Annotated in this window: 13 protein-coding genes and 1 CRISPR repeat array (1 of these 14 running past the window's edge); of the genes, 10 read left to right on the top strand and 3 right to left on the bottom strand. The window is 39.4% G+C overall.

Features of this window, described 5'->3' with window-relative positions; all coding sequences use genetic code 11:
- Positions 1–1,150: direct repeats of the CRISPR family, unit length 28 nt; unit sequence CCTTCACACCGCACAGGTGGCTTAGAAA; it reaches 501 nt to the left of the window's first position.
- A 66-nt stretch (positions 1,151–1,216) separates the two neighbouring features.
- The gene (locus tag U9670_RS06045; protein ID WP_323840980.1) at positions 1,217–3,064 is read right to left on the bottom strand and encodes an ABC transporter ATP-binding protein; all 1,848 of its coding nucleotides are present in this window, start codon (positions 3,062–3,064) and stop codon (positions 1,217–1,219) included.
- Between the two features lie 350 nt (positions 3,065–3,414).
- Here U9670_RS06045 and U9670_RS06040 point away from each other — a divergent pair, with 350 nt between their 5' ends.
- Both U9670_RS06040 and U9670_RS06035 read left to right on the top strand, forming a co-directional pair.
- Positions 3,415–4,665 (top strand): D-amino acid dehydrogenase, encoded by a 1,251-nt coding sequence (locus U9670_RS06040; RefSeq protein ID WP_416381494.1) that lies wholly within the window; start codon positions 3,415–3,417, stop codon positions 4,663–4,665.
- A 26-nt stretch (positions 4,666–4,691) separates the two neighbouring features.
- Positions 4,692–5,042 carry a RidA family protein gene (locus U9670_RS06035; RefSeq protein WP_323840982.1) on the top strand — a complete coding sequence of 117 codons (351 nt, stop codon included), beginning with the start codon at positions 4,692–4,694 and terminating at the stop codon, positions 5,040–5,042.
- A 75-nt stretch (positions 5,043–5,117) separates the two neighbouring features.
- On the opposite strand, the gene U9670_RS06030 is transcribed toward U9670_RS06035, so the two are convergent.
- The gene (locus U9670_RS06030; protein ID WP_323840983.1) at positions 5,118–6,398 is read right to left on the bottom strand and encodes a valine--pyruvate transaminase; all 1,281 of its coding nucleotides are present in this window, start codon (positions 6,396–6,398) and stop codon (positions 5,118–5,120) included.
- Between the two features lie 477 nt (positions 6,399–6,875).
- Between U9670_RS06030 and U9670_RS06025 the strand changes: the two genes are divergently transcribed.
- The 8 genes from U9670_RS06025 (at position 6,876) to msrAB (ending at position 13,360) form a co-directional block, all read left to right on the top strand.
- Entirely contained in the window at positions 6,876–7,424 is a 549-nt protein-coding gene (locus tag U9670_RS06025) for a DUF2059 domain-containing protein (protein ID WP_323840984.1), read from the top strand.
- A gap of 433 nt (positions 7,425–7,857) precedes the next feature.
- Positions 7,858–8,196, top strand: coding sequence for an HvfA family oxazolone/thioamide-modified RiPP metallophore (locus U9670_RS06020; RefSeq protein WP_323840985.1), 339 nt, complete (start codon positions 7,858–7,860; stop codon positions 8,194–8,196).
- Positions 8,197–8,306: 110 nt separating this feature from the next.
- A complete protein-coding gene (locus tag U9670_RS06015) occupies positions 8,307–9,203 on the top strand; it encodes an HvfB family MNIO-type RiPP peptide maturase (RefSeq protein WP_323840986.1) in 897 nt (298 codons plus the stop codon).
- Positions 9,204–9,223: 20 nt separating this feature from the next.
- Positions 9,224–10,045: an HvfC family RiPP maturation protein gene (locus U9670_RS06010; RefSeq protein WP_323840987.1), complete on the top strand. Its 822-nt coding sequence runs from the start codon at positions 9,224–9,226 to the stop codon at positions 10,043–10,045.
- A gap of 37 nt (positions 10,046–10,082) precedes the next feature.
- Entirely contained in the window at positions 10,083–10,724 is a 642-nt protein-coding gene (locus U9670_RS06005) for an HvfX family Cu-binding RiPP maturation protein (RefSeq protein WP_323840988.1), read from the top strand.
- 21 nt (positions 10,725–10,745) lie between these two features.
- Positions 10,746–11,402, top strand: coding sequence for a sigma-70 family RNA polymerase sigma factor (locus U9670_RS06000; protein ID WP_323840989.1), 657 nt, complete (start codon positions 10,746–10,748; stop codon positions 11,400–11,402).
- A 24-nt stretch (positions 11,403–11,426) separates the two neighbouring features.
- Positions 11,427–11,633, top strand: a complete 207-nt coding sequence (locus U9670_RS05995) for a hypothetical protein (RefSeq protein WP_323840990.1) — start codon at positions 11,427–11,429, stop codon at positions 11,631–11,633.
- 44 nt (positions 11,634–11,677) lie between these two features.
- The gene (gene msrAB, locus U9670_RS05990) at positions 11,678–13,360 is read left to right on the top strand and encodes a bifunctional peptide-methionine (S)-S-oxide reductase MsrA/peptide-methionine (R)-S-oxide reductase MsrB (RefSeq protein WP_323840991.1); all 1,683 of its coding nucleotides are present in this window, start codon (positions 11,678–11,680) and stop codon (positions 13,358–13,360) included.
- Positions 13,361–13,586: 226 nt separating this feature from the next.
- On the opposite strand, the gene U9670_RS05985 is transcribed toward msrAB, so the two are convergent.
- Entirely contained in the window at positions 13,587–14,351 is a 765-nt protein-coding gene (locus tag U9670_RS05985; RefSeq protein ID WP_323840992.1) for a hypothetical protein, read from the bottom strand.
- Positions 14,352–14,380 lie beyond the last annotated feature (29 nt).

Genomic DNA, 14,380 nt, shown 5'->3' with positions numbered 1-14,380 from the left:
GGCTTAGAAAGAGCCAAAAGAGGGTGAAGTATATGCCTTGTTTCCTTCACACCGCACAGGTGGCTTAGAAACCTGGCAGTGGCAAAACTTGCGTTGTTGTTGACCTTCACACCGCACAGGTGGCTTAGAAACATATGGTGCAATGGAGGATACTTTACTACTGCCTTCACACCGCACAGGTGGCTTAGAAATTGCCTACCTTATGTTCAAACTGCGTTTTGGCCCTTCACACCGCACAGGTGGCTTAGAAAACGCCAAAACATTGAAATCGCCGAGCGACATCCTTCACACCGCACAGGTGGCTTAGAAACAAAAGCCCAGCTCATCGCCGCCGCCGAGTCTCCTTCACACCGCACAGGTGGCTTAGAAATAATTCACCTGATTCAGAACGAGCAATTTTTTCCTTCACACCGCACAGGTGGCTTAGAAAATATTGTGATCCACTAAACACTGGTACAATATCCTTCACACCGCACAGGTGGCTTAGAAAAAGATTACTTAGTGCTAGAAAGCAGTGCAAGACCTTCACACCGCACAGGTGGCTTAGAAAAGTTAAATCTGTGAGAAATTCGCAAGCGTCGGCCTTCACACCGCACAGGTGGCTTAGAAATATAACGGCAACATTGAGCTTGGTAATATTGACCTTCACACCGCACAGGTGGCTTAGAAAAATAAAATGCCCACGGCTTTTGCCAATTTTGACCTTCACACCGCACAGGTGGCTTAGAAATGCACTTTGGATTACAACCTGTTTTGCAAAAACCTTCACACCGCACAGGTGGCTTAGAAAAAGATTACTTAGTGCTAGAAAGCAGTGCAAGACCTTCACACCGCACAGGTGGCTTAGAAAAGTTAAATCTGTGAGAAATTCGCAAGCGTCGGCCTTCACACCGCACAGGTGGCTTAGAAATATAACGGCAACATTGAGCTTGGTAATATTGACCTTCACACCGCACAGGTGGCTTAGAAAAATAAAATGCCCACGGCTTTTGCCAATTTTGACCTTCACACCGCACAGGTGGCTTAGAAAAAGAAGCTGAAGAGTAAGCCAGACAAAAATTACCTTCACACCGCACAGGTGGCTTAGAAATTTAATCCTGCTCGCCATAGATACTTTATGGCCCTTCACACCGCACAGGTGGCTTAGAAAAAAAGAGGGGGTGTGTTGGTTATCTATTCCTTCACACCGCATAGGTGATTGGTTGATAGACTCACCCTACTCCATTTTTCCCAAAAATCCGCCAGATTGCCTTGACCACAAATGGGCGTACACACCATTGTTGGCAATGAGTTCATCATGGCTACCAATCTCAATGATTCGTCCTTGATCCATGACCACCAACTTATCAAGGCTAGCAATGGTTGATAAACGATGCGCAATAGCGATGACGGTCTTGCCTGCCATCATATCATCAAGGCTTTGTGTGATGGCGTGTTCCACCTCGCTATCAAGAGCAGAGGTTGCTTCATCAAGCAGCAAAATTGGTGCATTTTTTAGTATCACACGAGCAATCGCAATTCGCTGACGCTGACCGCCAGAGAGTTTTACACCACGCTCACCCACTTGCGTATCAAGACCTTTATTGCCATACTTGTCTTGCAAATTACAAATAAAATCCCAAGCATGGGCAGCCTTAGCAGCCAAGATAATCTCATCATCGGTTGCATCAGGTTTGCCATAGGCGATGTTCTCACGCACAGTTCGGTGTAAAAGGGCCGTATCTTGAGTTACCATACCAATGTTCTCACGCAAAGAATTTTGAGTAACCCCACTGATATCCTGACCATCAATAAGAATTTCACCATCTTGTACATCATAAAAACGCAACAGTAGATTGACCAGCGTGGATTTGCCCGCACCACTCTTACCAACCAAACCCACTTTCTCGCCTGCTTTGATGTTCAGATTAAACTGATTTAACAGCTGAATTGAGCTGTCTAACTTACCATAATTAAACGATACATCGCGAAAAACAATATTACCACGATTAACAACCAAATCTTTTGCATCTTTCTTGTCCATGATGGTATGTGGCATGGTCAGCGTATCCATACCATCTTGCACCGTGCCGATGTGCTCAAATAAGCTTGCCATCTCCCACATGATCCACTGAATCATACCTTTTAATCTTAGAGCAATACCAGAGGCGATGGCAATCGCCCCCACCGTAACCTCCCCAATCATCCATAGATACACACCAATTGTTGTACTGCCAATAATCATCAGCAAAGAAATGGTCTCAGTAGTTGTACCAAGTAGCGACACCCAACGCATCTGCGCATGAACAGTGGTCATAAACTCTTGCATGGCAGATTTGGCATAGCCCAACTCACGCTGGGAATGACTAAATAATTTGACCGCACTGATGTTGGCATAAGCGTCTGTAACTCGCCCTGTCATCAAAGCACGAGCATCTGCTTGATCGCTGGCGGTGCGTCTTAAGCGTGGCAAAAAAAACTTCATCACAACAACAACGACAACAAGCCATAAGGCAAAAGGCACAAACAACCAAAAATCCAAACCTAATAAAATCACACCGCTGGTAATTAAATAAGCAGATACAAACGATGCCATTTCCGCCATTGTCATGATGGTATCACGCACAGCAAGTGCTGTCTGCATGACTTTGGCAGAGACTCGCCCAGAAAACTCATCATGATAAAACTGCATGGACTGTCCGAGCATGTGCTTATGAAACCACCACCTTAGACGCATGGGCATCACACCTTGGAGCACTTGAAAACGCACCAAATTATCAAAAAATTCACCAATGATTGATAATAAGCACAAACCCAAAATCATCATGATAGTTTGTCCTTTTTCCTGCCAAAGTGTGCTTGGAGCATAGATGGTCAGCCAGTCCACCACATCACCCACCCACGCAAAAAGTAGCGAACCAAATACGCCCAACAACACCGACAACAACACACGAATAAAAATCCACACCCTTGCCCCCTCGGTGCACACCCAAAGAAAGGACAGAAGCTTAGCTCGAGTCATTACAGGCATAGGACCTTCTGGATAAGGATCAATTTTGCGTTCAAAATAAGAAAATAAGGACATATTTCTTCACAGGTTGTTATAAAAATTTAGATTATTATAACAGATTTTTAGGTATCTTTTTTGACCAAGTTTGACAAAACTTGGTTGGTGTTGGACGAAATTTATTCAAAACAAAACCACAGCTAAGCTCATCACCCCATCAATATATTTACAAAAACACCAAGAAAATAACGAAACACTGCACCCAGTACCGCACCGCCAATCAACAATAAATTCACGCCAGCCTCTTTTTCATCTCTACCAAGCAGCTTGTTTTCATGATTGGCATCATATACAATACCGCAAGGCTAAGTCGCAGAATTTTTACAAGTACGCAAAAGGTACACAATAAAAAAACAAGGAAATACCTCATGAAAACAATCATCCTAGGTGGTGGTGTGATAGGCGTAACAACCGCTTATTACCTTGCTAAATTAGGTGTGGAAGTTACCGTCATTGACCGTCAAGCAGATGTTGGCGAAGAGACGAGTTTTGCCAATGCAGGACAAATCTCCCCTGGTTATTCCACCCCTTGGGCAGCACCTGGTATTCCTACCAAAGCAGCCAAATGGCTATTTCAAAAGCACGCCCCTTTTGCCATCAGTCCAGATGGCACAGCTTGGCAAGGAATCTGGGCAAGCAAAATGTTTGCCAACTGCAATACTCACGATTACGCCATCAACAAAGAACGCATGATGCGAGTTGCCGAATACAGTCGTGATTGCCTGCAACAACTTCGAAGCGATACAAACATCAACTATGAGCATCGCACAAAAGGCACGCTACAATTATTTCGCAAGCAAGCCCAGCTGGATGTTGTTGGTCGTGATATTGAAGTATTAAAAGAATGTGGCGTAGATTATGAGCTTATCAGTCGTGATGAATTGGATAAAGTTGAACCTGCCCTGATACATGCCAAAGATAAGCTGGTGGGTGGTCTGCGTCTACCTAACGACGAAACTGGCGACTGCAACCTATTTACCAAGAATTTGGCAAAACTGGCCACAGACTTGGGCGTAAACTTTGTTTTTAACAAAACCATAGACAATATCCATCACAATGGCAATCAGATTGTTGGTGTGATGATTGATGGCGAGATGATGATTGCCGATCATTATGTACTTGCTCTTGGTAGTTATTCTCGCAATCTTGCCAAACAACTGGGGCTAGATTTGCCAATTTATCCTGTCAAAGGTTATTCTTTAACCGTACCGATTCTTGATGAGAAAAACGCCCCCGTCTCAACCGTGCTGGACGAAACCTACAAAGTCGCCATCACACGCTTTGATAATCGCATCAGAATAGGTGGTATGGCTGAGCTTTCTGGATTTAATCTCACTCTAAATCCCAAACGCCGTGCTACCTTAGAGATGGTAACAAACGATTTGTTCACAGGTGGCGATTTGCCAAATGCCAAATTTTGGACGGGACTACGCCCAATGACACCAGATGGCACGCCCATCATTGGTGGCACTAGGTTTGGCAACTTATTTATTAATACAGGACATGGCACACTTGGCTGGACAATGGCGTGTGGCTCTGGAAAACTGATTGCCGACATCATCACCCGACAAACGCCCGATATCAGCCTCGATGGACTGTCTTTGGCTCGTTATCACTAAATTTTGCAAGCCTTTAAGGAAAATCTATGACCAACATCACCAAACTTGACAGCAACGCCACTTTAAGCGGAATCGCTATTCATCATGGCGTAGTTTATCTGGCAGGGCAAGTACCTGACGATGATAGCCTAGACATCAAAGGGCAATCTCGTGAAGTTTTTGCCAATATTGATAAGGCTCTTGCCAAAGCAGGTACAAACAAATCCAAAATCTTATCAGCACAAGTATTCATCAGTGATTTGGCAAACTTTGATGGCTTTAATGAAGAGTGGAATGAATGGGTCAAAGACACCACCCCACCTGCTCGTGCCACCATACAAGCTAAACTAGTTAACCCCAACTGGCTTGTTGAAATCATGGTGATTGCGGCGGTTTAGTTGCTTAATTTAATAAAAATCCCAAATCTCAATGATTTGGGATTTTTATTAGCTTGGTATAATAAGCAGGTACGATTAACTTTTCTGATAAAGATTTCGCACCACCCCACCGATCATCTTGATGCCACGAATGAGCGTTTCATCATTTTGAGCAATACTAAGGCGAATACACTCCTTGGCATGCGGATAATTAGCGACATCAATACCCAAGAAAAAATATTCACTTGGAATGATGAGCGTGCCTTTTGCTTTTAGTATTTCATACAGCTTGGTTGTAGAAATTGGCAAATTTTCAAACCACACCCACAGAAAAATCGCCCCTTCAGGTTTGTGAATTTTTACTGGCAAATCAGCAAACTGCTCCTTTAACAATGCAATGGCAAAATTCGCTTGCTGAACATAAAATGGGCGGATATACGCTCTGGCAAGCTTAACGATTGTATCATCAGCAAAAATCGGCGTGGCAATTGTTGCCCCAAAACGCACAGGAGACAAATTAACAATCGCATTCATTGCACTCACCGCCTGCACCACCTCAGGATTTGCTACAATAATGCCCGTTCTCACTCCTGGCAGACCAATTTTTGATAAGCTAAAACACAAAATCGTTTGAGTATCCCAGCTTAAATTCGTATCAGTATGAATGATGTTTGGAAATGGTTCGCCGTAGGCATTGTCAACGATTAAAGGAATGTCATGCTTTTTAGCCAAATCTTTAAGGCGTGCCATTTCATCATCGGTCAATACATTGCCTGTCGGGTTGGTTGGACGAGAACAACAAATTGCCCCAATCTCACCACAAGCCAACTCTGGCAGACTTTCTAGTTTTTCAAAATCCACACGATACTTAAAAAACCCTGTTTGTCCATCATGCACCACCTCCTCAATGATTGGTGGCACCGACAAAAAATGCGTACCATCCACATGAGCATCTGCATAGCCCACATATTCAGACGCCATAGGCAGTAAGATAGATTTTTCCCCATCAGTAAACTGCCCAGAAAATAGATTAAATAAACAAAAAAATCCATTTTGCGAACCATTGGTTAATGCAATATTATCCGCTGTCAAACACCAACCATAATGGCGATTAAAAAAATCAACCAGCGTATCAATAAACTTAGCATCTCCCTGCGGTGTCGAATAATTGGCCATGCTGTCAATCGCATCACCCGAAGCAACAATATCCATCAAAGTCTTTTGATAAACCCTGTTTACCTCATCAATGACGGCAGGATTACCACCACCCAGCATATTAATAGGCTTATCGCTTGATAAAGCCCTACCCAAATCGTCCATCAACTGCAAAATACCACTGTTTTTGGTAAATTTTTCGCCAAATTTGGAAAATCTCACAAATCACCCACACCCTATTATTATCGCTTCTGTCAAATGTTAAATCACCAAGACAGTCTTTAACTCATCACTTTTTAATGACATCAAAACCACCAACCCACCAGCATCAATGACTTTAAATCAAGTAACAACCAGACCAAATTAATGATCATTGATAACTGTTTCACATGAAACAATATAAAATTGATTTGATTTTTTAAGAGTAGCTCAAAAGTCCATCAAAAAAATATCAAATGCTTTTTAGTATATCTTTTGGGTCATTTGAGCAACAGCCATCTTTGCATACATTATAGCAAATTTTTATAAATACATTGGTAAGTTTTTCAAAGACACAAATACAGCTGTGCAAATACAGTATTGACAAAAAGGTTGGTTCTGCTATCATAGCTTTTCCATCATATTATATGGTAATAACTTTCATTTACACATTGATATTAACAACTTTTTATTTCATCGATTATCAAACAGGGTTAAAACATGAATATTAAACAGAGCATTATCACAACATTGATGACCACAAGCCTACTCTTTGGCTCAACTACTGTCATGGCAAAAACACCAAGTCATGACTCATTGCTCACATTAACAAAGGTTACCAACACAGAGCAAATTGTCCAAGAGACGATGAAATCTGGTTTTGTTAATGCATTTGTACATACTAGCATGAACTCTATGGTCAATTACCTACCAGAAGAAAAGCGTTCACAAGTTGAGGCCCTTCTTTATGATCTGAGCGAAAAAATTTGGCAAGATGTCAATCTTGGTATTTTATCTGAGCAGATCATCAATACCTACATTAACATTGCCAAAGAACACTATACACAACAAGAAGTGAATGCAATGATTGAGTTTTATCAAACACCAGTTGGTCAAAGCATCATCACCAAAGAGGCTTTGGTAACAAAGGCACTGACTAAGTCCGCTATGTCGCTTACTGATAACAACAAATTTATACAGGCGATAGATAAATCCGTTGCAAAACATTTGCCAGTATTTGAAAAACAAGTACAAGAATTATTAAAGTAATTAACAAAAAGCCATTTAATTTAAATTAAATGGCTTCTTAAAACACGCCCACTACTCACAGTATTAACAACAACCCAACCACGATTTTTGCTCATCTGGATAATATTATTATCCTCACTCAAATATTGAATGTAATCAGCCAACAAACCGTCAAAATTCATCAACAGATTTGATAATCCCAGCCCTTACCATCTATTGGCGACAATCCAACATACAAACCATAATCCACCTTGCCATGTATGATAAGTATGAATTTTCAACATAATACAAAAAATATTAAAAAAAATTGTAAGGTTTTGCGTTTGATTTACGACTATTGTAATAGAACATTCTGTTTTTTTTAAATATTAACAAAATGTCCTATTTTTACTTTTGGCATGACTACCAAAAATCATACCAAAACTTGATAAAACATACAATCGGAGTTTATACCATGAAAAAATTAGCAAAAACCGCCTTAGTTGGCTCATTGGTTGTAGCAGGCGTTAGCCCATTTGCATTAAATGCGATGGCACAAGGCTACCAAAACAAAACCACACAATGCGACAAAGCTGACAAGGCTTGTGTCAGCAAAAGTAAGGCGAGCAAAAAAGCAGAAGCCAAGTGCGGTGAAGGCAAATGTGGCGGTACAGCCAAAGCCAGCAAAAAGGCAGATGCCAAATGTGGCGAAGGTAAATGCGGTGGCACAGCCAAAGCACCTACCACCAAAAAAGCCGAAGCCAAGTGCGGTGAAGGCAAATGTGGCGAAGGTAAGTGTGGCGGAGCTAAATAAGCCGACTTAACTTAACATTATTTACTTAGCGTTATTAATCAATCAAATAAGCATATGCTTGTTTGATTGATTCTAAGTGTTTTTTAATGCCATTTATCGTTGAGACCGATATGAGTAATTGTTTAAAAGGTGCAGGCTTAGGCTTTCGCCGTGAGCTTTGCCAAGATATGCAAACACACGATTTATCAGCGATTGATTTTTTTGAAGTATCGCCTGAAAATTGGCTTAATTCGGCAGGGCAAATGGGTGGGCAGTATCACAAACTACTCAAATCCTATACCGAGCGATTTGCTTTTATTTGCCACGGTTTGTCTTTGTCAATCGGCAGTAGTGCCAAATTGGATATTGATTTATTAAAAAATACCAAAAAATTTATGCAAGAACACGGTATGCAGTTATATACTGAGCATTTGGCGTGGACATCTGATGACAAGGGACATTTGTATGATTTATTGCCTATTCCTTGTACCAACGATGCGGTCAAATGGACTGCCAATCGCATAAAACAAGCCCAAGATATTATGGGTATGCAAATTGGTTTTGAAAACGCCAGTTATTATTACACGCCACCAGACAGTGATATGTCCGACAGCGAGTTTATCAGTGCTGTGGTCAAAGAAGCCGATTGCTTATTGCATTTGGATATCAATAATATTTATGTCAATAGCCAAAATTTTGGCTTTGACCCCATTACCTATTTACACCAGTTGCCATTAGAAAAAGTATGTTATATGCACATTGCAGGGCATTATGTGGCAGAAGATGGTTTTATTATAGACACGCACGGCAATAATGTCATAGAACCTGTTTGGCAGTTATTGGACGAAGCCTATCGTGAGATTTATCATCGTACAGGCAAAAAAGCCACCGACATTCCCACCTGTTTGGAGCGAGATTTTAATTTTCCTGCCCTAGATGAATTATTGACAGAGATTGATATGATTCACCATGCTCAAAAAAATGCGTGTCAATCTTTAAATCCAAACAAACAGCAGTTATCTGCCTGATTTTAAAATGATAAAAAGCAATGACAATAACTTTATTTGAAAAAAATCGCACAGTTAATAGTCATAAACCGCCTTATTCTTTGCAAAAATTTCAATTGCAATTTGGTGATTATTTGCGTTCTCAATCTGCTAGCGATACCATCCCCCACAAGGTTGGCAAAATTTACCAAGACTTGATTTTTAACAATATGTCTGGTTTTATAAATCAATGCTTTCCCATTTGTCGGGCGATATTGGGCGATAATTTTAAAACTTTATCGTTGTATTTTTTTCAATGTTATCCAACACATTCACCATATTTTAGTGAAATTCCAATGCAATTTGTGGATTTTTTATCAAAACTAAACGATGACAACGACAGTGATTGGCATAATGCAATAACACTTCAAAAAAGTGATATTGATTTTGTGCCTGATTATTTGCCCGAGCTTGCTCATTATGAATGGTTGGAGTTATATGTAGATACCTTACCAAATACAACACCAAAAGTCATTATTGACAGCAACAATTCGTACGCTTTAAATCATAGCGTACAAAATCATCACTATCATTATCCTGTACATACCATTAGCGTAGATAATAGCGATATTGAACCGTCTGATGCTTTTTTGGTGGTCTTAAAAGACAATAATGACAAAATAGAATTTATCCAAATCAATGCTTTGACCCATTTACTCATTGATTTTATGCAAAATAGTGAACAAACATATTCATCTAATGAGCAACTAATGCGTGATTTTGGTCAATTTATTGATTATGACAATATTGACGAGCTTTTGGCATATACCGATGATTTATTTGCGTTATTAGTTAGCCAATCTGTGTTAATTCAAATGACATAAATTAGCCCAATTAGTGTTTTATAAAAAAAGAGTTTTTATGCAAAAAATTATCCATACTTATGATAGATTTATCCATAAATTAAAATCGCTTGATTTTACCTTACTGCTTGCTTTGCGTATTTATTTAGCACCGATTTTTATTGTCGCAGGACTCAATAAATTAAACAGCTTTAATGCAACCAGTGAATGGCTTGGCAATAGCGACTGGGGGCTTGGACTGCCTTTTGCACCTTTGATGACAGCATTGGTGATTTTTGCCGAGCTTATTGGTGGATTTGCTTTGCTATTTGGGGTTTTTACACGCTTGTTTAGTATTATGCTAATCATTACAATGGCAGTAGCAGGCTGGATGGTGCATTTAAAAAATGGTTGGTTTGCCATTGCATCTAGTGAAGCTAGCACAAGCACTGCCTTATTTTGGTCAAAATTGGGTTTTGGCAGTGCCAATGACAGTCTAAATAACGCCCAAGAAGTTGCATTAAGATTGGAAAAGGCTCGTGAGATTTTGCAAGAACACGGTAATTACGAGTGGCTTACCGATATGGGAAATTTTGTAATTTTAAATAATGGCGTGGAATTTGCGGTAACTTATTTGATTATGCTATTGCCTTTATTGTTTTATGGAGCAGGTAACTATGTGAGTATTGATTATTTTTTAAAAAAGCATTTTTTAAAGTAAATACAAATAAAAGGCATAAAAATGAATGATGATAATGAAACATTTATTCGGCTATTAAAAGATAGCAAAACACACAGTATGCATCATTCATTGAATGACGATTATTTGTTATACCTTTACAAAGAACTGCTAAAATTTGCAAAAAATCAACTGAATGATACAAATATTGCCGAAGACATCGTGCAAGAAGCATTAACCACTGCATTGCGGTACCAAACAGACTTTCAGGGTAAATCCGCACTCAAGACTTGGGTTTTTGCCATTTTAAAAAACAAAATCATTGACTACTTGCGCCAAAAAAATCGCTATGTTCCATTAACCGATTTAACAAATGACGACAATAATGACAGTGATGAGCTTGTCATCAATACTTTGTTTACCCAAGACGGTTCGTGGCACAAAAGCACTCGCCCTACAGCGTTTGATGAAAGAGCATATAATCCTGAGATTCAAGCTCAAAATGACGGTTTTTGGCAGGTTTTGGAAGTGTGTTTAAACAACCTGCCTGCCGAACACGCCAAAATATTTTTGATGAAAGAATACTTGGAGCTAGACACCGAAGAAATCTGTGAAAGTTGTCAAATAAGCAAACAAAATTTTTATGTCATTATGTGCCGGGCCAGATTACGATTACAAGTATGCTTACAAATCAAATGGTTTGATGATGAAAATCTCTAACTAACAATAAAGAAGGAAAAACAAATGTTTGAACCTCAAAACTTACCCCAAGATAAGCATTGCTACCGTATTATTCATTTGATTAGCCATTGGCGAGATGATAACATTAGTACTTTACAAAAAGGGCAAGTATATAGCCACTTATGTCTTTGTAAAAATTGTCGTAACTTTAAACACAATATTCAAGCACTCAATCAAATGATGACTCAATTTAAAACACAAGATGATTGATAACCAACCATTTTTCCAATGTTAATTTGTGAAAGGATACGACAATGTCAAAACGACCGCTTTGTAATACGCTAAGTTTTAGCAGTGCCTTATGTGCAACTTTATTGCTTTTATCAAGTTGCCAAAAAATGAACGCCAAGTCTTATGACTTAAACGAACAAACGCACCAAAAGTCCAGCCAAGATATGCTACCCAGTCAAACGCTGGCGACATTGCAATCACTGCCAAACGCCAATATCTATCAAACAAACAAAAGCGTGATTGACCCAAACCGCCCAACAATCGTAAAATTTTGGGCAAGCTGGTGTCCTTCGTGCCTTGCCACTTTACAAGAAAGTGATGACTGGGCAAAAAAATATCCCAATATGAATGTCATTAGCGTAGCAAGCCCCAATCAGCTAGGCGAAAAAGACGAGCAAGCATTTCACAAATGGTATAATGTGGTCGCCAAAGAATACCCCAATTTAGCAGTACTAACCGACAAAAATGGCACGCTGATTAACCAATTTGGCATTCAGGTGTATCCAACCTTTGCCATTTTGGACAAAAAAGGTAATTTGGTTTATCTTCACAAAGGCAATCTATCCGATGCCCAAATATCGGCACTATCAGACAATGCAGACAATGATTTTGCAGGGCTTAAAAACTTGCAAGCACAAAACCACTCTATGTCAAACAAAAACCCAAAAAAAACCGACAATATCTATTATCAAGCAGACGGCAAAACACCGATTAACACACGGACAATTTATCTGGCAGGTGGCTGTTTTTGGGGACTTGAAGCCTATATGGAGCGAGTAGAAGGCGTGGTTGATGCTGTATCTGGCTATGCCAACGGCAAAACAGCAAGCCCAAGCTACGAAGATGTCATCAAAGGCTCAGGACACGCCGAAACCGTAAAAGTAACTTACGATGCCGACAAAACCAATCTTGCTACCATTTTGGCGTATTATAATAAAGTAATAGACCCAACCAGTCTTAATAAACAAGGCAATGACAGGGGTATACAATACCGCACAGGCATTTATTACACCGACCCAAGCGATAAAGCCATTATTGATGATAATCTTAGCAAACTGGCTCGCCAATTTAACCAAAAAATCGTGGTAGAAAATCAGCCACTACGCCATTTTTATGAAGCAGAAAGCTATCATCAAGACTATTTAACCAAAAATCCAAATGGCTATTGTCATATTGATGTCAGCCTTGCCAATCAAAAAATACCTGTTATTCAGCCCAAAAGCCCTTTGCCAAAAGCCGATACATTAAGCCAAGCACTAGACCCTACCCGTTATCAGCAATATGATAAAAATCTACAAGATAGACTAAGCAAAGCTCAATTTAACATCACTCAAAACGGTGCAACAGAACGAGCATTTAGTCATCACTATGACCATTTATTTGACAAGGGGCTGTATGTAGATGTGGTAAGTGGCGAGCCGTTATTTTTATCCACTGATAAATACAATTCAGGCTGTGGTTGGCCGTCATTTACCAAACCAATTAGTAAAGAAGTTATCACAACATTGCCTGACACCAGTTTTAATATGGTGCGTACCGAAGTGCGTTCTCGTGTAGCAGATTCGCATTTGGGGCATATGTTTAATGACGGTCCAAAAGACAAAGGCGGATTGCGTTATTGCATCAATGGCGATGCCTTGCAATTTATCCCACTAAGCGATATGCAAAATGCAGGTTATGGGGCATTAGTGGATTTGATACAGTAATTCTATTATCTTGTGGCAACAAACCCATCGTTATACTGATGGGTTTGTTTTTTACCAATCAAACTTTACGATGCCAAGACCCTTTCTTTTCTCCTGCATCGCTTTTGTCATTCATCTAAAACAAAAGCAACCTAGAAAATGTTACCGCCACAATCGGTTGCAGGCACGACCAATAGATGGCCTTGCCCGATAATTTGGTCAAGCGATGTGGGGCGAACTCGTTCGGCTAGGGGGCGTGTATGTGCCATTTTGGGGTCTTAAACCAGTAATATTGGGCGATTAAATTTACAAAAAATAAAACAATCAAAAATAAAGGCATTGCATAAACAATATTATCCAAATATCTTATTAAAGTAAAGATAAAAATATATTGGATAGCTAGGTTAATTGTTTTTAAATGCGTGAGTTTTTTATTTAAATCAAAACAGCAATGACAATTTTTGCAAACAAATGTATCCAATCTTTGATGTAGTCTTTGCGACCCACAATGTGGACAACAAGCGGTAAATTTATCAAATTGCTCGGCTAGTTTTTCTAATGCAAACGATATTTTAAAGTCGTTTTGGATAAGTGTATAAGTATCTATGCCTTTGATAATTAGCTTATTTTTGAGTTTATCGGCAGGATAGTTTTGTAATTTTTTTTCGGTATAATAAATACCAACACCGATAATAATAAGTGCAATTATAATTAAACTTATCCCAAAAGTTTGGCCTACATTAATCTTGTCAAGATTATCAAAAATTGTGATGATTGCTACAAAAAACCCACATATAATACCACAAGCCAAATATAATTTATACTGACTTTTTATAAAATAACCAATAAACTGCCAAAAGCTCAATCGCTCTAATGATTTTAAAAATGGGTTAATCAGTAGGCTATTTTGACAATAACCACAAAATACTACCGATTGACAAGTTATGATATTATCAAGTGCTTGATTGCAATGTGGGCAAGTATTGGATTGGTTGTTTGATTTTTTACACATTACAGTATTTAAAAAGGTTTATTGTGCGT

It is taken from the genome of Moraxella tarda (genome assembly GCF_035181405.1).
Taxonomy (GTDB): domain Bacteria; phylum Pseudomonadota; class Gammaproteobacteria; order Pseudomonadales; family Moraxellaceae; genus Moraxella.
Note: the sequence above shows the minus strand (reverse complement) of the source record. Positions and strands in the feature narration are given on the sequence as shown.